Here is a 19,070-nt window from a genome sequence, read left to right as displayed (position 1 = left end):
GCTGCTTCGAGACCAGCCGCGCGACGACGCACTCCGACCCCACCTACGTCGAGGAAGGCGTCATCCACTACTGCGTGGCCAACATCCCCGGCGCGGTCGCCCGCACCTCCACCCTCGCCCTCACCTCCGCCACGCTGCCCTACCTCGTCAAGGTCGCCCAGCACGGCGTGACCGGCGCCGCACAGGCCGACCCCGCCCTGCACCTCGGCCTCAGCACCCTCGGCGGCAAACTCGTCAGCCGGCCCGTCGCCGACGCCCACGAGATCGCCTTCACCGACCCCGCGGAGCTGCTCGGCGATCGGTGAGGTGAACGCACGGCGTCAACTCCGTCAGCGGACGTAATCCGCCCCGGTGATGTCGATGGTCGCCCCGGTGGTGTGCCGGGCCCGGCCGGAGGCCAGGAATGCGATCACCTCGGCGACGTCCTGCGGCGGCGTCACCTCCCGCAGCGGCAGGCTGGCGACCAACGCCGGATCCAGCTCGCCGGCGGCCAGGTCCGTGCCGACCCGACCGGCTGGTGAGTTTGACGATGATCCCCCACCGGCTGCTCGGAAGTGCTGGATGGCCAGGCGGCACAGCTCGGCCGGGGCCGTCAGGTTCAACGTCAGGTTGCGCTGCCAGCCCGTGCTCCAGGCAGGCCGGTCGTGGACGGGCGACGCGATCCACGCGCCGGCGTTGTTGACCAGGACGTCGACCCGGCCCGCGGCGTCGAGGGCCGCGGACCAGGTCGCGTCGGGCCCGGACGGCTCGGCGAGGTCGCCCCGCACCAGGTGACTCCGCTCGCCTCCGAGCTCGTCGGCGACCGCCCGGGCGACGGCGTCGGCGGAGCCGTAGTGGAGGACGACGGTGGCGCCGTCGCGATGGGCGGTTCGGACGACGGCGGCACCGATGCCGCGCGATCCTCCGGTGACCACGACCACCCGCTCGTGCAGCGGGCCGGTGGGTGCGGTCATGTCGGCGGGGTCCCCTTCGTGGGGCGGCCGGGCCGGTCGGAGTCCGCCAGCTCAGACCAGCGGTGAGTCCTGCAGGTCGGGGACGAACTTCGCCTTGTTCGCCATGCGCCGCTGGACCGCGAGGATCTCCCGGATCGCGTCGTTGACGACGCTGGTATCGATCGTCGACATGTCGCGCAGGGCGATGACGTCCGACGGCGGCTCTCCCGCCTCGACCTGTTCGAGCTGGTGACGCAGCCGCGTGCGCTGAACGATCTCGAACACGTCACCGAGGGTGTCGGCGTCCTCAGCGCTCAGCATGCGTGAGCCGGCGGCGGCGTGGAGCCGTTCCGGTGTCGGGAGCGCGACCGACCCGGCGCTGAGCGCGGCCCAGCGGGCGACGTTCGCGATCGGCAGCAGGGCCTGCCGTTTGAGGTCGATCGTCTTGCGCCGCCACCGCCCGCGAAGCGCGTCGGACCGGTCGACCGAGATGGCCAGCAGCATCCGCATCGTGGAGGGGTGCAGGCGGAGGTCTCCGAAGACGCGGGCGACCTCGGGCAGGGCGAGGTCGCCGTGGATCGGCCGCCCGTCGACGAGCAGGCAGGTCATGATGACGGCGTTGTCCTTCGTCGGCCCGGACAGCCAGGCCCGCGCCGCGGACTCCCACTGGCGATGGGTACGGGAGAACTCCGGGTTCACCGGGCTCACACCGTGCGTGTCGTGCTTGATACCGGCGCCGGTCAGCACGTCGATGATCTCCGCGAACGCCGGCCGGTAGCGCGCGATCTCGTCAGCGGTCGTTCGGTCGGCGAAGGCGACGGCTGCGTCCACATCCGAGCTGAGCACCGCCTCACGTCGGCCGTTGCTGCCGAGTGAGAGCCAGGTGAACGCGTCCGCGTCGAGGTCCGGACGTCCCTGCATCACGAGCTGGATCGCACGCCGTACGAGCGTGTCCACGAGAGCCGAGTGGACCGTGATGACCCGGTTCGAGGCCAGACCTCGGGCCATCAGGTCGCCGACGAGGCGCGGGACCTCGCGGTACCGGTACTGCAGCTCCTCCACGGTGTTCGCCCGCCGCAACTGCTCGTGCAAGGCTGCGCCCGCGCTCGTCGACGACACGACGAAGTCGATCGGCGCCACGACGCCGCGCAGCTCTCCCGCAGGGTCGGTGACGAGGACGAACGCCGCGTTGCGCTCGAGGACCTTGATGAGCGCCTCGGCCGCCGAGGCTCCGAGCTGGACGGTCGGCGGATCGTGGCTCATCACATCGGCGACCGGGGTGGTCGTCGGGCGCGCCGCCGCGACGACGCCGCGGATGGTCGCGTCGGTGACGAGGCCGTATCGACCGGGGCCGACGCGCACCGCGACGTAGCCGAGGTCGGCCGCGACCATCCGCGACGCGGCCTGTTCGATCGACGCGCTGCGGTCGACGACCACCGGCGCGCGGGCGATCAGGTCGTCGACGAGGGTGTAGGTGGGCATGCCGACCGTGCGCCGGTTCGTCGAGAGGACCTCTTGCGCGAGGAACCGGGCTCCACGACGCGACGCGAATGCCGGCGCGACGAGTTCGGCCGGGAGCCGGATCACCGTCACCTGTCCCACGGCCGTGGCCCGGGGGCCGGCCGCGGCTTCCGTGATCGCGGCGACGAAGCCGAAGAGGTCGCCGACCCCTCGCGTCTCGTCCGGCAGCTCGGTGACCCGGTCCGGGTGGACCCAGATGTCGACCCGGCCCTCCCACACGACGAAGAGCTCCTCGACCTCGGAATCGAAGGCGTCGAGAATGACTGCGCCGGCGTCGTACCGTTCGACGACAGCATGTGCGGCCATCCGGGCCAGCTCGTCGTCCGGGACGCTGTCGAAGGGCGGGCAGGATCCCAGGAACTCGGCCAACGCCACGACGTCGACATCGGAGACCTGAACAGCGGCGGGCACGACGCCCGATGGTAGATCGTCGCCGTCGTGGCCCCGTGTGCTGTCCGGACGCGGACGCGAGCGGTCCGGACGCCCCCTCCCGCCGGGCTTCCGGACCGCTCGCGCCACGGGCTCAGCCTCCCGTCGTGTCGGCTGTGTCGGCGGGGCTGCGCATCTGGTTGGCCGCGAGGATCTCTGCGAGCTCCTCGGTAGGACCGCCCGCCCGCACGGACCAGAAGAACGAGCCGATCGCGATCGCGATCATGATGATCAGATCGATCGGATTGGCCAGCACCGGCGAGTCCAGCGGCCCGAACGGGCCGAGGTAGGCGACGAACAGCACCGCGAGAATCGTGGCGACCATCCAGGTCCCGCCACGGATGTGCCGCCGGCCGACGTCATTGCTCACCGTGTAGAGACCCGCCATGAACACCGCGACGATGAGCACGATCAGCCCGAAGAACAACGGGAACCCCCAACCACCCGGTCGCTGCTCCTGGTCGAGCGTGGCCAACCATCCACCGCCGACTGCGGTGACGACCCACGCGATCGTGAAGGCTCCGGAGAACAGCCAACTCGGCATCGGCCGGCTCCAGCCCTCCTTGACGCTGGTGTAGGCGCCGTAGAGCGGGAGCGCGAAGAAGACGACGGTGAACAGGTTGATCAGGGGCACCCATCCGGCGAAGTAGATGAGCATGAGACTCGCGACGTACCCGGCTCCGGCCCAGAACATGGGCGCCTTCAGTTTGACCGGTCGCGGGAAGTCCGGTGCGGTCCGGCGCAGCACCGCCAGGACGGGACCGCCCATGACGTAGCTCAGGGTCAGCGCGATGGAGACCATCCCGACGAAGAGGTACCAGCTCGGTGCCGGGAAGAAGAAGAGCAGGCCAAGCACGGTGCACGCGGCGAGGGCGATGATCGGTGTCCCGTGGCGGTTGATCCGCTGGAAGCCCTTCGGCAGCTCACCGTTGACCGACATCGAGTACACCGTCCGGGTGCCGATCCCCAGCCACACCCAGCCGGTGGCCGCCGGGGAGAGCGCCGCGTCGGAGAGCAGGACGATCGCGAACCAGGTGAAGCCGGCGGCGGTGACGGCGTTGAGCAGCGGAGCTGACGCCCAGGTGCTGCCCTGCAGCCCGGCCCAGTCACCCGGTGCCAAACCGGCGGACGCCCAGTCGATCGCCCCGATGAAGCCGATCTGCAGCAGGATGTAGATGACCAGCGGAATGATCAGGCCACCGACCACGATCGCGATCGGAATGTTGCGCTGCGGGTTGACGACCTCGCCACCGAAGTCGAGGATCTGCCGCAGACCCGAGTAGGCGAAGACGATGCCACCGCTGGCGAGGGCACCGAAGATGGCGCCACCGCCCAGAGGCGCGAACCCACCACCGATGGTGAAGTTCGCCGAGGAGAACGCGGTGAACATCAGGATCGCCGTGACGATCGGGATGACGAGCTTCCAGATGGTCACGTACTTGTTCGACTCGCTGAGCAGCTTCGCTCCGAACGAGTTGAGCAGGAAGAAGACGAACAGCAGCACGAAGCCGACGAGGATGCCGGACGGCCACGAGAGGACCGTGATGCCCTCCCGCTCCTCGAGCAGGCCGAGCCCGGGCCAGTTGCCACCGAGGTAGGTGAGCACGGCCTGGACCTCGATGACCGGTAGCGAGAGCGCCGCGATGAGGTAACCCCAGCCGTTGAACCAGCTGAGGAACGCGCCGTGCGTCAGCCGCGGGTACCGGACACCCGCGCCCGACCGCGGGAGCATCGCGCCCAGCTCCATCCAGGTGACCCCGATGATGCCGAAGAACACCGCACCCAGCACCCAGGTGAGGATCGAGGCCGGGCCCGCGAGGCTGGCCGCGGCGAGCGTGGCGAGCAACCAGCCCGAACCGACCTGGACGCTGACCGCAAGAGCGATCAGGCCGAACAGGCTGATCTGTTTCTTGAGATGTGCGTCGCTGGCCTCGTACCCGCCTTCAGCGGGTAGACTTTCTGCCGTTCCGGACATGCTGACTCCTTGTGCGACTGTTGTTTCTCTAATGGAGGAGCCGTCATCGATGACGTGCCCGCGACGTGCCAGGGCGGCGGCGTAGCGCGTTGGCGCCCACCCGTGGAAGGGCATGGTTGCCCCCGCGACGAATGCGCTTTCGCCGCTACAATTGGCCTTGACGAGCAGACCCCGGCTCCTGCGCGGAATTACGCCATCAGCCTGCGGAGTGCAGTCCTGTCTTGTTCGATCAGGCGTCGGACTTCTTTCGCGGCGACCGCAGGAACCGCTCGGGGCCGTACGGCGTGAGGGGGCTCCGGCGGCCTGCCACGACATCGCGGGCGAGATCACGCACGGTCTTGGCGGTGCTCGGTGCCAACGTGAGGCCGAGCATCCCGTGCCCGGAAGCGATCAGGACGTTGCTGTCGGGACGGAGCCGCCCGACGATCGGCAGACCGTCGGCGGTCATCGGACGCAGACCGGCCCATGGCTCGGCGTGCGGGGTCTCCTCGTCCCAGTCGCGGAAGCCGCGGGCCGCGGCCCGCTTCACGGCTCCGACCCGGCGTGCGTTGATGTCGGTGGCGAGCCCGGCGAACTCCATCGTTCCGGCCAGTCGGAGCCGCCCGTTCAGTGGCGTGACCGCGACGTGTGCATCTTCGAACGTCAGGGGTGTGTTCAGCGGGACGGGGGACGGGAAGTAGTCGACGCTGTATCCCTTGCCCGGTCCGATCGGCAGGGCGGTGCCCAGCTTCGCCGCGAGAAGGCCGGTCCACACGCCGGTGGCCAGCACGAGCTGGTCGCACTCCACCCTGCCGGCGTCCGTGATGACCGCCGTGACGCGGGAGCCGGTCTGCTCGAAGTCGAGCACGTTGGTGTGCTCGCGGACCTGTGCGCCCATTTCCCGCAGCCGCTTGGCCAGCGCTCCGGTCAGCGAGTCGGGCTCGACCTGCCGCTCGTCGGGGAAGAACAGGGCGTGGCGAGCCCGGTCGGACAGACACGGCTCGCGGTCGTGCAACGCGTCCGCGCCGAGCAGTTCGGGCTCCAGCCCGAACGGGGCGAACGCGTCATTGAGCCGCACCCGGTGCTCGAAGCTCTCCCGGTTCTCGAAGACCAGCAGCCCTCCCTTGCGGTGCATCTCGAATGCCAGCCCGTCGTCGGCCCACTCGTCGAGGACTTCGGCGCAGGTCGAAGCCATGTCGAGGTGCACCTTCAGCGCACGCCGGAAGTCGCCCTCGTTGCAGTGGCGCGCCATGGTGAACATGAAACGCAGGAACGGCGGCGACAGCGACGGCCGCACGAACAGCGGGCTGTCGGCCTTCAGCATCCACTTCAGACCCTTGAGCACCATCCCCGGTGCCGGAACCGGCGTCGCCTCCGCCATCGTGATCTTGGCCGCGTTGCCGTGCGACGCCCCGGCTCCGACGGTGTGGGCATCCAGCACCGTGACGTCGTGCCCGTCAAGCGCCAGTTCGTACGCGCTGCCGAGTCCGACGATGCCGCCGCCGACCACCACGATCTTCACTACTCTGCTCCCCTTCGGCTGTTGACCGCTCCCTCAGCCGCTGCCGCGGCCCTGTGCAGCGGGGTCAGTCGACGACCTCGACACCCGCATCGCGCAGCAGCCGGGCGAGCTCGGCCCGGGCCTCCCCCTCGAGCAGTGCGAAGGGCTTGCGGATCGGTCCGGTCGCGTATCCGCGCAGCTGCATGCCGGTCTTGACCGCGGCGGCGTAGTTGTACTGCTCGAGGAACCGGCAGATCGGGTAGATCTTCGCCCACAGCTCACGGCCGCGGACCAGGTCGCCGTCCACGGCGAGTGCGTCCCACAGCTGGCGCGACAGCTCGGGGATGACGTTCGTCGCGCCCCACACGGAACCCTTTGCGCCGGCGGCGATCCCGTAGAAGGTCAGCGTGTCCCAGCCGTTGAAGGTGGTGATCTTGTCGCCGTGCAACTGCAGCAGCTCGGTCAGCGCGACGGCGTCGCCCGAGGTGTCCTTGAGGTAGCGCACGCCGTCGACCTCGGCCAGCGACGCGATCTCCGCCGCGGTCAGGCTCAGCCCGGTGGCCGACGGGATGTTGTAGAACATGATCGGGAGGCCCGACGCCGCGTAGATCTCGCGCAGCAGCTCCTTGAACGTCGAGAGCTCCACCGCGTCGTAGAACGGCGGCACCACCATCAGCGCGTCGGCGCCGGTCTCAGCGGCGTGCGTGGCCAGCTCGATGGCGTCGCGAGTGGACAGGGCGCCCGTGCCGGCCACGACCGGCACCCGCCCGCTTGCGGCCTTGACGACGAGCTCGGTGAGCTGCTTGCGCTCGTCGAGAGTCAGGGTGGTGAACTCTCCGGTGCTGCCGCCGGGCACGAAGCCGTGCGCTCCCTCACGGATGAGCCGATCGACGTGAGCCTCCAGCGCGACGGCGTCGATCTCGTTGCCGTCCGCGGTGAAGGGGGTGACGAGTGCGACGAGGACGCCGGCGAGGTCGGTGGTGGTCACGATGTGCCTTCCTGGTTGCCATCTAGAGGACCTGCAGTTTGTTTGACAATCTGCACTTGTCACGGAAGGATGACGGCCATCACAAGGTTCGTCAAGACCCGGGTCGAACAACACCTGCGAGACGCCGGTCGGGAGGGCAGGACATGAGCGGACCGACATCCACCGGAACCACGACGATCACCTCGATCGACGTGCACGCCGAAGGCGAGGCCGGGCGGATCCTGCTCGGCGCACATCTGCTGGTGCGTGGCAGCACCTGGCCCGAGCGGATGCGCTGGTGCGAGACACAGCTGGACTGGCTGCGCCGGCTGCTGCTGCGCGAACCCCGCGGCCACCCCTCGATGTGCGCGGTACTCGTGCTCCCGCCACTGGACCCCACCGCCGACGTCGGCATCATCATCCTCGAGCAGGGTGGCTTCCGGCCGATGTCGGGCAGCAACACGATGTGTGCCATCACCGCCCTGCTCGAGACCGGCAGCCTGCCGGTCACCGAACCCGAGACCGTCGTGCGCATCGATACAGCCGTCGGTCCCGTGGAGGCCACCGCCCGCGTCGAGGGCGGCCGCGTGCGCTGGGTGCGGGTACGCAACGTGCCGTCGTTCGCGCTGGCGCTGGAGACGAAGATCGTCGTCCCGGAGTACGGCACGGTCGCTGCCGACGTCGCCTTCGGCGGCCAGTTCTATGTGCAGGCGCGCGCCGCCGACATGGGCGTCGCGCTCGGCCCGGACCACGCCCCGGCGATCGCCCGGGCCGGCACGGCGCTGCTCGCCGCGGCCCGCGAGCAGGTGCCGGTCGTCCATCCCGAGCAGCCCGAGATCGACGAGATCTCCTTGGTCATGCTGCACGGCCCCGCCGACTCCCCCGACATCTCCGGACGCAACAGCGTCGTCCTGCCCGCCGGGCGGATCACCCTCGACGACCCGGCATCGTGGCGGGGCACGCTGGACCGCTCCCCCTGCGGCACCGGCACATCCGCCCGGATGGCCGCCCTGCACGCCCGCGGCGAGCTCGGGCTCCGCGTCCCGTTCATCCACCAGGGTGTCCTCGGCACGACGTTCCGCGGCATGTTGCACGAGCGCACGACCGTCGGAGGGCACGAGGCCGTCGTGCCCTCCATCCAGGGCCGGGCCTGGATCACCGGCTACGTCCAGCACGTCCTGCAGGCCGACGACCCGTTCCCGACAGGTCTGACCGTCGGCGACATCTGGAGCACCGTCCGCGACTGACCACGCAGACCCCGCACCACCTGCTCACCCTGCCTGACACAACGACGTACGAAGCGAAGGAGCAGCCATGTCCCCGTCCGTCGACGACACGGGCCAGCAGTTCATCAACGGGCGCCGCCGCCAGGGCAGCTCTTCCGACCCGTTGACGGTCACCAACCCGTCCAACGGCGATGTGGTCGCCACCGGCACCCTCGCGTCAACCGACGACGTGAACGAGGCAGTGGCCGCCGCGAAGGCCGCCTTCCCCGGCTGGGCCGGCGCGACGCCGGCGGAGCGCTCGACGGCGATGCACAGGTTCGCCGCCGAGCTCGAGGCCGTGTCCGGTGAGCTGGCCACTGCGGAGAGTCGTCAGGCGGGTAAGCCGATCCGGCTCACCGAAGGCTTCGACGTCCCCGGCACGATCGACAACGTCTCGTTCTTCGCCGGTGCCGCCCGCAACCTCGACGGCAAGGCCAACGCCGAGTACTCCGGCGAGCACACCTCGAGCATCCGGCGTGAATCGATCGGCGTGATCGGCTCGATCGCCCCGTGGAACTACCCGCTGCAGATGGCCGCGTGGAAGGTCCTCCCGGCCATCGCCGCCGGCAACACCATCGTGCTCAAACCCGCCGAGCTCACCCCCACGACCTCGGTCGCCTTCGCCGAGGCGGCACAGCGGGCCGGCATCCCCGACGGCGTCATCAACGTCCTCACCGGCCGCGGGTCGATCGTCGGCGAGGCCCTGGTCACCCACCGCGACGTCAGCATGGTCTCCTTCACCGGCTCCACAGGTGCCGGAAGCCGGGTCGGCTCACTGGCCGCAGGCCTGGTCAAGCGGGTGCACCTCGAACTCGGCGGCAAGGCACCCTTCGTCGTCTTCGACGACGCCGACCTCGAGGCCGCCGCCCGCGGCGCCGTCGCCGGATCGCTGATCAACGCCGGACAGGACTGCACCGCGGCCACCCGCGCCTACGTACAACGTCCGCTCTACGACGCCTTCGTCAGCCGGGTCGCCGACCTGATGTCCCAGGTCGTGATCGGGCGCATCGACGACCCCGCCACCGACCTCGGATCACTCATCTCCACCAGGCACCGCGACCACGTCGCCGGCATGGTCGACCGCGCCCGCGCCGCCGGCGCGAAGGTCGTGACCGGCGGTCGGCGCGGTACCGGCGATCTCGAGAGCGGCGCCTACTACGAGCCGACACTCGTGATCGACGCCGCGCAGGACTCAGAGATCGTCCAGGAGGAGATCTTCGGCCCGGTCCTGGTCGCGCTGCCGTTCGACGACGACACCCACGGCCTGGACCTGGCCAACGACACCCCCTACGGGCTCGCCGCATCGGCCTGGACCAGCGACGTCTTCCGCGCCCAGCGTGCCTCCGCCGGAATCGCCGCCGGCTGCGTATGGATCAACGACCACATCCCGATCATCAGCGAGATGCCGCACGGCGGCTACAAGGCCTCCGGCTTCGGCAAGGACATGTCCACGTACTCGCTCGAGGAGTACACCCAGGTCAAGCACGTCATGTCGGCCCTGTCACCACAGCCGCGCAAGGACTGGCACGACGTCATCTTCACCAGCGCGCCGGAGGAGCACGACGGCGGCGGCTCACGCATCATGACCGCCTGAACCGTCGGCCACGTCTACGGCGCAGCGACGCGCTCCGCACCGGCCGGGGCTGCAGCGATCCCTTGAGCGGCCCGAGTGAGGGCCGCCACCGTGGGTCGTCCCCGGTCGGCGTGGTGGCGCACGAGGACGACCTGCCGGGTGACCTGCTCGTGCAGGGCCACGATGCGCGGTGCGCCCGCGACCAACTGCCGCATCAGCGGTGTGACAGGTGTGATGCCCAAGCCGCGGGTGGCTAGCAGGATTGCGGCAGCGGTGTCGGTCACCTCGTGGATCACCTGGGGTTCGAAGCCGGCGGCGCGGCAGGCGCTGCGGATGGCGCGACCGAACGGGGCACTTTCCGGGGTCAGGATCCACGGCCACGCCGCTGCGTCGCCCAACGGGATGCGATCGGCGCCCGTGTAGTCGTGCGCCACGGCAAGGCTGAACACCTCGGTGCGTAGGGGTACCAGTTCGGTCCCGGCGTCGCGCGGCATGGGTGAGCTGGCATAGTCCACGCCGAAGGCGACGTCGACCTCTCCGCGGCGCACGGCGGCGGCGGAGTCGTCGACGCCGACCTCCCGGCTCAGGACCGTGATGCCGGGATACTCCTCGGCCAGCCTCAACACCAGCGGTGCCAGCAGTGCGCCTGCGGTGCTGCCGAAGACCCCGATGACGATGCGGCCGACGACCTCTTTGCCGACGGCGCGCACGGCGGCCAGAGCCGCCTCCTCGGCCCGCAGCACCATGATCGCGTGATCGGCGAGCACACGCCCGGCGTCGGTCAGGCGCACACCGCGCCCGACCTTCGACAGAAGGGGCTGGCCCACGGCCGCCTCCAGCCGGGCCAGCTGCTGTGAGACGGCACCGGCGGTGTAGCCCAGCTCCTCGGCCACCGCTGCCATCGTGCCGCGCCGGGAGAGCTCGACCAGTGCACGTAGCGGGGCTCGGCCAAGCTCGTCCATATAGCAACGCTATAGCTTTGATCGCACAAGTCGTCGCTGGTACTGAAGAGACCGGAGTGTCACGCTCGACTCACTCACCGGGCGGAGGTCGAGTTGAGCATCACGGGACCGGCACACGGCACGACGCGCACCCAGGTCGCCATCATCGGTGGCGGGATCATGGGCGCGGCGAGCGCCTACCACCTCGCACGGGCGGGCATCACCGACGTGGTGCTGCTGGAGGCCGACAAGCTGGCAAGCGGCTCGTCGGGCAAGCCGCTGGGAGGAGTGCGCGCGCAGTTCTCCGACGTGACCAACATCGAGCTCGGCCTGCGCAGCCTGGAGTTCTTCCGCCGCTTCGACCACGAGGTCGGCGTGGATATCGGCCTGCAGACGGTCGGGTACCTCTTCGCCCTTCGCAACGAGGAGGACATAGCCCGCCACCGGGTCTGCGTGGCACTCCAGAACTCCCTCGGCGTACCCAGCCGCATCGTCGACCCGGCCGAGGCGCTGCGCCTGTGCCCTTACCTGGACCCGCAGACCGTGCTGGCCGGTGTGTGGTCGCCGTCGGACGGGTTCGCCCGGGCCGGCGACGCGGTCCGCGGCCTGGCCGGGGCGGCGCAGGCGCGGGGCGTGCAGGTGCGCACCGGGAGCGCCGTCACCGGCATCGACGCCGCTCCCGGCGGGATGGCCCGCATACACCTGGCCGACGGCGCCGATGTGCTGACGCCGACGGTGGTGTGTGCCGCCGGCGCGTGGTCGCGGACAGTGGGCGAGATGGTGGGAGTGGACCTTCCGGTGACCCCCAAGCGCCGCGAGATCGCGTTCACCCCCGCGCTCTCGCCTCGACCACCGCAGGTGCCCTTCACCATCGACTACTCGACCACGGCCTACTTCCACGGCTCGCAGGACGGCGGGCTCTTGCTGGGCTGGGCTGATCCCGACCAACCCGACGGCTTCGAGCGCGAGGTCAGCCGAGCTTGGCACGACCACCTGCGGGCAGCACTGCGGGCCTTCGCACCCGACCTCGCCGGTGTGCCCATCAGCCACGGCTGGGCGGGGTTGTACGAGCTCACTCCCGACTGCAACGCGCTCATCGGCCAGAGCGAGGAGCCGGGCTTTCGGTTCCTGTACGCCACCGGGTTCTCGGGGCACGGTTTCCTGCAGGGCCCGGCCGTGGGTGAGTGCGTCCGCGACCTGTACCTGGGGCGACCGCCGGTGGTGGACATCGCCCCCTTCGACGCCCACCGCTTCCAGCGCCCGGCCGTGCGCACCGAACTCGGCATCATCTGACCCCTCCCCCACGTATCGATCCTGGAAGGACTCCTCGTGACGACCACGACGCCCGCTACCCTGACCCGGAGCACCGAGCAGCTGCGCCGTCGAGCGCACGACGCGCTCCGCACCTGCGGAGTGGACACCACCACACTGCCCGGCGCCGATCGCATCGACGTGCGCACCCCGCTGACCGGCGGCACCGTTGCCACGCTGGCCGCCATCGGTCCCGGCGAGGTCGAGGCCGCGATCGAGCAGGCGCACCAGGCGTTCCTGGCCTGGCGCAGCGTTCCGGCGCCCGTGCGCGGGCAGCTGGTCAAGCGCCTGGGCGAGCTGCTCAGCGAGCACAAGGAACACCTGGCCGACCTCATCGGCGTCGAGGTCGGCAAGATCGCATCCGAGGCCCTCGGCGAGGTCCAGGAGATGATCGACATCTGCGACTACGCCGTGGGCCTGTCGCGCCAGCTCGAGGGGCGCACCATGCCGTCGGAGCGGCCCGGACACCGGCTGATGGAGACCTGGCACCCGCTGGGGGTCGTCGCCGTGATCTCCGCCTTCAACTTCCCCGCCGCGGTATGGGCGTGGAACACCGCCGTCGCGCTGGTGTGCGGTGACACCGTCGTGTGGAAACCGTCGGAGAAGACGCCGCTTGTCGCCCTGGCGAGCGCGGCGCTGCTGCAGCGCGCCGCGCGCGAGCTGCACGCTCCCGAGCACCTGAACACCGTCGTCGTCACCGACGCCACCGGCGCGGCGCCCCTGATCGACAGCCCGCTGGTGCCGCTGGTCAGCGCCACCGGCTCCGAGCGCCTCGGAGCGCAGATCGCCCCTCGGATCGCCGCCCGCTTCGGCCGGGCGATCCTGGAGCTGGGCGGGAACAACGCGGCGGTCGTGACCCCCTCTGCCGATCTGGACCTGGCCGTGCGCGGCATCGTCTTCGCCGCCGCCGGAACCGCGGGGCAGCGCTGCACCACGCTGCGGCGTCTGATCGTGCACGAGTCGGTGACCGACGAGGTGGTTACGCGGGTGGCGGCCGCCTACCGCGGCCTGCAGGTCGGCGACCCCTTCGAGGCGGGCACTCTGGTCGGGCCGCTGTTCGGTGCTGCCGCCCACCAGGCTGTGCAGGACGCCCTCACCGAGGCGGTGGCGGCCGGTGGCACGCTCGTCGCCGGCGGGGAACGTGTCGACGTCGGGCACGACGACGCCTACTACGTCCGCCCGGCCCTGGTCACCATGCCCGCTCAGGCCGACGTCGTGCAGCGCGAGACCTTCGGGCCGGTGCTGTACGTGCTGACCTACCGCGAGCTGGACGACGCCATCGCGCTGCACAACGGCGTCCCGCAGGGCCTGTCCTCGGCGATCTTCACCCAGGACCAGCGCGAGGCCGAGGTGTTCCTGTCCGCCGAGGGCTCCGACTGCGGCATCGTCAATGTCAACATCGGCACCTCCGGAGCCGAGATCGGCGGTGCCTTCGGCGGGGAGAAGACCACCGGCGGGGGACGCGAATCGGGCTCCGACGCCTGGCGCGCCTACATGCGCCGCGCCACCAACACCGTGAACTACTCGCGCGAGCTGCCGCTGGCGCAGGGCGTCAGCTTCGCCTGATGCCCGTTCGCCCCGCATCCGAGCCACGTCCCGCGAGGAGCACCAGTGATCGCCGATGACTTCTCCCACGTCGACGAGTGGGGACCCGAGAAGATCGTGACCGTCGCCGATCCGCGCAGCGGGATGCGTGGCGTGCTGGTCATCGACAACACCGCCCGGGGCATGGGCAAAGGCGGCACCCGCATGAGCGCGGGCCTGACCGTCACCGAGGTCACCCGCCTCGCACGCGTCATGACGTGGAAGTGGGCAGCGGTCGACCTCGGCTTCGGCGGAGCCAAGGCGGGCATCCGCCTCGACCCGTCCTCGCCGGACAAGGAGCTCGTGCTCCGCAGATTCGTGCGGGCGCTGGCGAGCGAGGTACCTGCCGAATACGTCTTCGGCCTGGACATGGGGCTCACCGAGCGCGATGCGGCGATCGTGCAGGACGAGCTCCGTGATCGTGGTGCAGCCGTGGGAACGCCGCGCGAACTCGGCGGCGTGCCCTATGACCAGTGGGGGGTGACCGGCCACGGCGTGGCCGAGTCCGCCGACGCCGCGGCGCAGTGGGCCGGGAGGCCGCTGAGCGGCTGCCGCGTCGTCGTCCAGGGTTTCGGTGCCGTCGGTGTCGGTGCCGTCCGCCGCCTCGCCGAGCTGGGAGCCCAGGTGGTCGCCGTCTCCACCGCCGCCGGTGCCGTGCACGACCCCGCCGGCTTGGACATCGATGCGCTGGTGCAGGCCAAGGACCGGTGGGGCGACGCTCTGGTGCAGCACGTTCCCTGCGCCGACGTGCTGCCCGCCGGGCAGGAACTGCTCCTGGACTGCGACGTGCTCGTGCCCGCGGCGATGCAGGACGTCATCGACACCGACGTCGCCGCACGGCTCAAGGCCGGCATCGTGGTGGAAGGAGCCAACCTGCCCGTCAGCCCGGCCGGTCTGGACGTGCTGCGCGAGCGGGGCGTCGTCGTGGTGCCCGACTTCATCGCCAACGCCGGCGGCGTCGTGGCCGCGGCCTTCGCGATGGACGCCCGGTACTCCGTCTTCCCGGTCGAACGGGAGCCGGTCCTGCGGGCGATCTCCGACCGACTCCGCGGCAACACCCGCACCGTCCTGGAGAACGCGCAACGTCTCGCGATCACCACTCATGCGGCTGCCCGTCGCCTCGCCGAGCAGCGGGTTGCGGCCGCCATGGAGCTCAGCGGACGGCCCGTACGCACCCACGTCGCGCTGTGAGGAGAAGACGATGACGATCCACGTGCCCACCTGGGAGCTGCGCGCCCGCTTCGCGCTGGGCCTCGCCGAGATGTACGGCGGCGAGGTGCCCGCCTACAACACGCTCGTCGAGGTCTCCCGTGCAGTCAACGACGACGTCGCCGCCCTGCGCGGTCAGGACGCCGAACGGCTGGGAAGCATCGAACGGGTCACCGCCGAGCGCCACGGCGCGATCCGCGTCGGCTCGCCCGGCGAGCTCGCCGGCGCCGCTCGCGTCTTCGCCGCCTTCGGCATGCACCCCGTGGGCTTCTACGACCTGCGCGACGCCTCCAGCAGCTCGGTCCCGGTGGTGTCCACCGCTTTCCGGCCCGTCGACGCCGAGGAACTGGCGAGGAACCCCTTCCGGGTGTTCACCTCGATGCTCACCACCGACGACCGCCGGTTCTTCGATCCACCGACGCAGCAGCGGCTCGAGGCGTTCCTCGCCGGTCGTACCTTGTTCCGCGACGACCTGCTCGCCCTGGCCGACCGGGCGGCAGCCGGAGGCGGCCTGCCGGAGCCCGCAGCCACGGAACTGCTGCGCCTGGCCACCGCGGCCTTCCGGCTGTCCGACGAGCCCGTGGACGAGGACTGGTACCGCCACCTGGAGCGCATCTCCTCGGTGGCCGCCGACATCGGAGGCGTGCCCTCCACCCACGTCAACCACGTCACGCCCCGGGTGCTCGACATCGACGAGCTGTACCGGCGCATGCAGGCCCGCGGCATCGAGATGATCAGCGAGATCCAGGGTCCGCCGGCCTGGGAGGGACCCGACGTGCTGCTGCGCCAGACGTCCTTCCGCGCACTAGCGGAGGACCGCGTCTTCCGGGCCTCCGACGGCGGCGTGCGCCGCGGGCAGCTCAAGGTTCGCTTCGGCGAGGTCGAGCAGCGCGGCATCGCCCTGACGCCACGCGGGCGCGAACTGTACGACCGACTGGTCAACGAGGTGGACCGGCTGCGCAGCGCGGACGGCGAGCAGCGCACACGCGTCGAGGTCGCCGCCGAGGTGTGGCGCGCGAACCTGCCCCGCACCGAGCGGGAGTTCGCCGTGCAGGGCTTGGCCTTCTTCACCTACCGGGCACAGTCGGGAGCCACGATCCCCGCTGGCAGCGCAACGGTGAAGGACCTGATCGACCGTGATGCGCTGGTACCCGAGCCGATCGTCTACGAAGACTTCCTGCCCCGGTCGGCGGCCGGCATCTTCCAGTCCAATCTCACAGACGAGGGCACACGCGACGACCGCCAGAGCGGCACCGCCTGGGACATCACCGCGCTGTCCGCGGTGATCGGTCGGCCCGTCCGCGACCCGGCCGAGTTGTACGCCGCCCAGCAGGAGGCCTCGCTAGATGCCGCCGAGAAGGCCCTCGGCATCACCATCGACCGGACCGCCCTGCACGCGCTGGAGGGGATGGATGTCGCCACCGTCGACGTGTGAGCCGAGCGCGCCGCGCGGGACAGTACGGCCCTCGCCGAGCTCGTGCACGATCTGCCTGAGTCGGCGACGACCGACCCGCAGGTTCTCGCCGCCCTCAGTACCGACGCTTCCCGGGCGACGGCCACCGGGCTGCCGTTCGCCGCGGTCCGGGCCCGCACCACCCACGACGTCAGCCGCGCACTGGCGTGGGCGTCCCGTCGGCGCGTGCCGGTCTCCGTGCGAGGCGCCGGCACGGGGCTGGCCGGCGGTGCGGTCGCCTACCGCGGCGGGCTCGTCCTCTCCCTGGCGGGCATGGACAGCGTGCTCGAGGTCGACGTGCCCGGCCGGTTGATGCGCGTGCAACCGGGGGTCATCACCGCCGAGGTCGACCGGGTGGCCGGTCGACACGGTCTGATGTACGCACCGGACCCCGCCAGCCACCGCGAGTCGACGATCGGGGGCAACATCGCGACGAACGCCGGCAGACTGCGGTGCGTGCGTTACGGCGTGACCGCCGACAGCGTGGCCGGTCTGCAGGTGGTGCTCGCCGACGGTCGCATGGTCACCACCGGCTCCCGCACCCGCAAGAACGTCGTCGGCTACGACCTCACCCGACTGTTCATCGGCTCGGAGGGCACCCTCGGCGTGGTCACCGAAGCCACCCTGCGACTGCTGCCGCGCCCGACCGGAACCCCCGCCACGGTGCGGGCCGTCTTCGCCACCCTGGAGGCCGCCGGCGCCGCAGTGGCTTCGGCCATGGCCGGTCCGGTAACACCGGAGGTCATGGAGATGATGGACCGCGCCAGCGTGGACATCGTCGAGCGGTACCAGCCGACCGGCCTGGCCGACATCGCCGGCGCCGCCGTGCTGGTCGCCCAGACCACCGGCATCCAGGCGCGCACCGCAGCCGAGGAGACCGGCCCGCGCAGATGTTCGCAGCGATCGAACGCATCAGCACTGACGAGGGCGTGCTCATTCCTCCCTTCGCCCACGCCGGCGACGGCAACCTGCATCCCTCGGTGCTCGTCGAGAACGACGGAGCAGCGGCAATGGCCGAGGCGAAGCGCATCCTGCATCGCATCACTGCGGAGGCGCTGCGGCTGGGAGGACCCTCAGCGGCGAGCACGGCGTGGGCAGCGTGAAGGTGCCCGATGTACCCGAGCAGCTGGACGCCGCCACACTGACCGTGCACCACGCCATCAAGACCGCCCTGGACCCGGCGGGGGTACTCAGCCCCGGCCGAGGCTTCTGAACGCCTGCTCTCCGGTGGTCTGTCAACGTCCAGAAGGGTCGCGGTAGAGCTCAGCGAGGAGACCGACCACGTCACGGAGAGCGGGATGCGGATCATCGCGCCACCAGATCAGACGGACCGGAACCGGTGGGGCGCCGACAAGGCGGCGGAAGACGATGCCCTGGCGACGGTACTGGCTGAGCGTGCCCTCGGTGGTGACTCCGACACAGCGTCCGGCGGCGATGACCGCAAGCCAGTCGTCGATGTCGTGGGTCTCCTCCACCTGCGGGCGGCTGTCGGGTGACCAGAGCTCGAGGGTGGTGGTGCCGGTGCGCGGGTCGACGGCGATGACGCGGTCAGCGAGGTCGGCGAGGCGTACGTGGCGGCGCCGGGCCAGCGGGTCGCCCGCAGCGAGCGCGCAGTGGCGCGACTCCAGCCCGACGACGGCGCTGTCGAACCGACGCTCGGCCCATACGTGGTCAGTGGCGTCCGTGTCCGGTGCGGTGCGGATGACGGCGACGTCGCAGGCACCCTCCGCCAGACCGCCGGTCGGCGAGTTGTGGCGCACCAGGTGCAGCGTCATGTCCGGGTGTTGATCGGCCCAGCGATGCTGGAACTCGGGCGTCCGCTCGCCCACCGCCGCCCAGGCGTGCCCGACGCGCAGCCGGCCGCCACCGCTACGGGCCTCCCGGTCCAGGTCGTCGACCTCTGCGAGCACGCGCCGCGCCCGAGCCAGCACGCGCTCCCCCGCAGCCGTGGGCAGCACCTCGCGGCTGGTTCGGCGTAGCAACCGCACGCCGAGCGCGTCCTCGAGCGCCGCGAGCGTCCGCGACACGGTCGGCTGTGAGAGGCCGAGCTCGGCGGCGGCGCCGGTGAAGCCGCCCGCGTCCACGACTGCGATGAAGCAGCGCAGGTGCCGGAGCTCCACATCCATGCACGAAGCGTATTGATGCAGAGCAGCACGTGGCGTGCGTTCTCTCAGAACTGCTCGGCGCCTGCCGCTGCAGCGCGCGGTACTGGTTCGGGCGGAGCCGCTTTTGTTGCTGACGTGCACGGCCAACCAGTTGCATGCGTTGCTGCGTGACCTGCCCCCGGTGGGGCGGGCACCGACGTGACCGCTGCGAGGGTCCTGGTTGGGGTCCGCCCGGCAGTCTCGGTCGCGTGGAACCGCCCCGCGCAACGACATCCCGAACATCCGCCCACTCAGCCAGTGTCCGGCCAGCGTCGCCGATCGGGTC

General features: G+C 70.8%; 14 protein-coding genes and 2 pseudogenes. 9 read left to right on the top strand and 7 right to left on the bottom strand.

All coding sequences use genetic code 11. The features are described from left to right. Positions 1–305 (top strand): annotated as a pseudogene (locus RM445_RS26635) (alanine dehydrogenase); the annotation flags it as partial. 24 nt (positions 306–329) lie between these two features. Here the strand turns inward: RM445_RS26635 and RM445_RS26630 are convergent. From RM445_RS26630 to RM445_RS26610, 5 genes are all read right to left on the bottom strand, one after another. Then, the gene (locus RM445_RS26630; protein WP_311559607.1) at positions 330–953 is read right to left on the bottom strand and encodes an SDR family NAD(P)-dependent oxidoreductase; all 624 of its coding nucleotides are present in this window, start codon (positions 951–953) and stop codon (positions 330–332) included. A 51-nt stretch (positions 954–1,004) separates the two neighbouring features. Next, the gene (locus tag RM445_RS26625; RefSeq protein ID WP_311559606.1) at positions 1,005–2,864 is read right to left on the bottom strand and encodes a putative nucleotidyltransferase substrate binding domain-containing protein; all 1,860 of its coding nucleotides are present in this window, start codon (positions 2,862–2,864) and stop codon (positions 1,005–1,007) included. A gap of 112 nt (positions 2,865–2,976) precedes the next feature. Beyond that, positions 2,977–4,857, bottom strand: a complete 1,881-nt coding sequence (locus RM445_RS26620) for an APC family permease (RefSeq protein ID WP_311559605.1) — start codon at positions 4,855–4,857, stop codon at positions 2,977–2,979. Positions 4,858–5,086: 229 nt separating this feature from the next. Continuing rightward, on the bottom strand, positions 5,087–6,358 hold the full coding sequence (locus RM445_RS26615) for an NAD(P)/FAD-dependent oxidoreductase (RefSeq protein ID WP_311559604.1): 1,272 nt from the start codon (positions 6,356–6,358) through the stop codon (positions 5,087–5,089). Positions 6,359–6,422: 64 nt separating this feature from the next. Then, entirely contained in the window at positions 6,423–7,325 is a 903-nt protein-coding gene (locus RM445_RS26610; protein ID WP_311559603.1) for a dihydrodipicolinate synthase family protein, read from the bottom strand. Between the two features lie 143 nt (positions 7,326–7,468). Between RM445_RS26610 and RM445_RS26605 the strand changes: the two genes are divergently transcribed. Together RM445_RS26605 and RM445_RS26600 are read left to right on the top strand one after the other, a co-directional pair. Next, positions 7,469–8,551, top strand: a complete 1,083-nt coding sequence (locus RM445_RS26605; protein ID WP_311559602.1) for a proline racemase family protein — start codon at positions 7,469–7,471, stop codon at positions 8,549–8,551. Between the two features lie 67 nt (positions 8,552–8,618). Next, positions 8,619–10,163: a gamma-aminobutyraldehyde dehydrogenase gene (locus tag RM445_RS26600; RefSeq protein WP_311559601.1), complete on the top strand. Its 1,545-nt coding sequence runs from the start codon at positions 8,619–8,621 to the stop codon at positions 10,161–10,163. Positions 10,164–10,177: 14 nt separating this feature from the next. Here RM445_RS26600 and RM445_RS26595 read toward each other — a convergent pair whose 3' ends face one another. After that, on the bottom strand, positions 10,178–11,104 hold the full coding sequence (locus RM445_RS26595; RefSeq protein ID WP_311559600.1) for a LysR family transcriptional regulator: 927 nt from the start codon (positions 11,102–11,104) through the stop codon (positions 10,178–10,180). Positions 11,105–11,197: 93 nt separating this feature from the next. On the opposite strand from RM445_RS26595, the gene RM445_RS26590 reads away from it, so the two are divergent. From RM445_RS26590 to RM445_RS32550, 6 genes and pseudogenes are all read left to right on the top strand, one after another. Then, positions 11,198–12,376, top strand: coding sequence for an NAD(P)/FAD-dependent oxidoreductase (locus RM445_RS26590; RefSeq protein WP_311559599.1), 1,179 nt, complete (start codon positions 11,198–11,200; stop codon positions 12,374–12,376). Between the two features lie 36 nt (positions 12,377–12,412). Next, complete coding sequence (amaB, locus tag RM445_RS26585) at positions 12,413–13,960, top strand: L-piperidine-6-carboxylate dehydrogenase (RefSeq protein ID WP_311559598.1); 1,548 nt, start codon at positions 12,413–12,415, stop codon at positions 13,958–13,960. A gap of 45 nt (positions 13,961–14,005) precedes the next feature. Then, on the top strand, positions 14,006–15,169 hold the full coding sequence (locus RM445_RS26580; RefSeq protein WP_311559597.1) for a Glu/Leu/Phe/Val family dehydrogenase: 1,164 nt from the start codon (positions 14,006–14,008) through the stop codon (positions 15,167–15,169). A gap of 10 nt (positions 15,170–15,179) precedes the next feature. After that, positions 15,180–16,622: a 2-oxoadipate dioxygenase/decarboxylase gene (gene hglS, locus RM445_RS26575; protein WP_311559596.1), complete on the top strand. Its 1,443-nt coding sequence runs from the start codon at positions 15,180–15,182 to the stop codon at positions 16,620–16,622. Positions 16,623–16,664: 42 nt separating this feature from the next. Beyond that, a pseudogene (locus tag RM445_RS32555) lies at positions 16,665–17,462 on the top strand (FAD-binding oxidoreductase); the annotation flags it as partial. 68 nt (positions 17,463–17,530) lie between these two features. Next, entirely contained in the window at positions 17,531–17,743 is a 213-nt protein-coding gene (locus RM445_RS32550; RefSeq protein ID WP_449619191.1) for an FAD-linked oxidase C-terminal domain-containing protein, read from the top strand. A 132-nt stretch (positions 17,744–17,875) separates the two neighbouring features. On the opposite strand, the gene RM445_RS26565 is transcribed toward RM445_RS32550, so the two are convergent. After that, positions 17,876–18,766, bottom strand: a complete 891-nt coding sequence (locus RM445_RS26565; protein ID WP_311559594.1) for a LysR family transcriptional regulator — start codon at positions 18,764–18,766, stop codon at positions 17,876–17,878. Positions 18,767–19,070: the final 304 nt, after the last annotated feature.

It is taken from the genome of Pseudonocardia charpentierae (assembly GCF_031845345.1).
Lineage (GTDB): Bacteria > Actinomycetota > Actinomycetes > Mycobacteriales > Pseudonocardiaceae > Pseudonocardia > Pseudonocardia charpentierae.
This window is presented reverse-complemented; position numbering and strand designations above follow the sequence as displayed.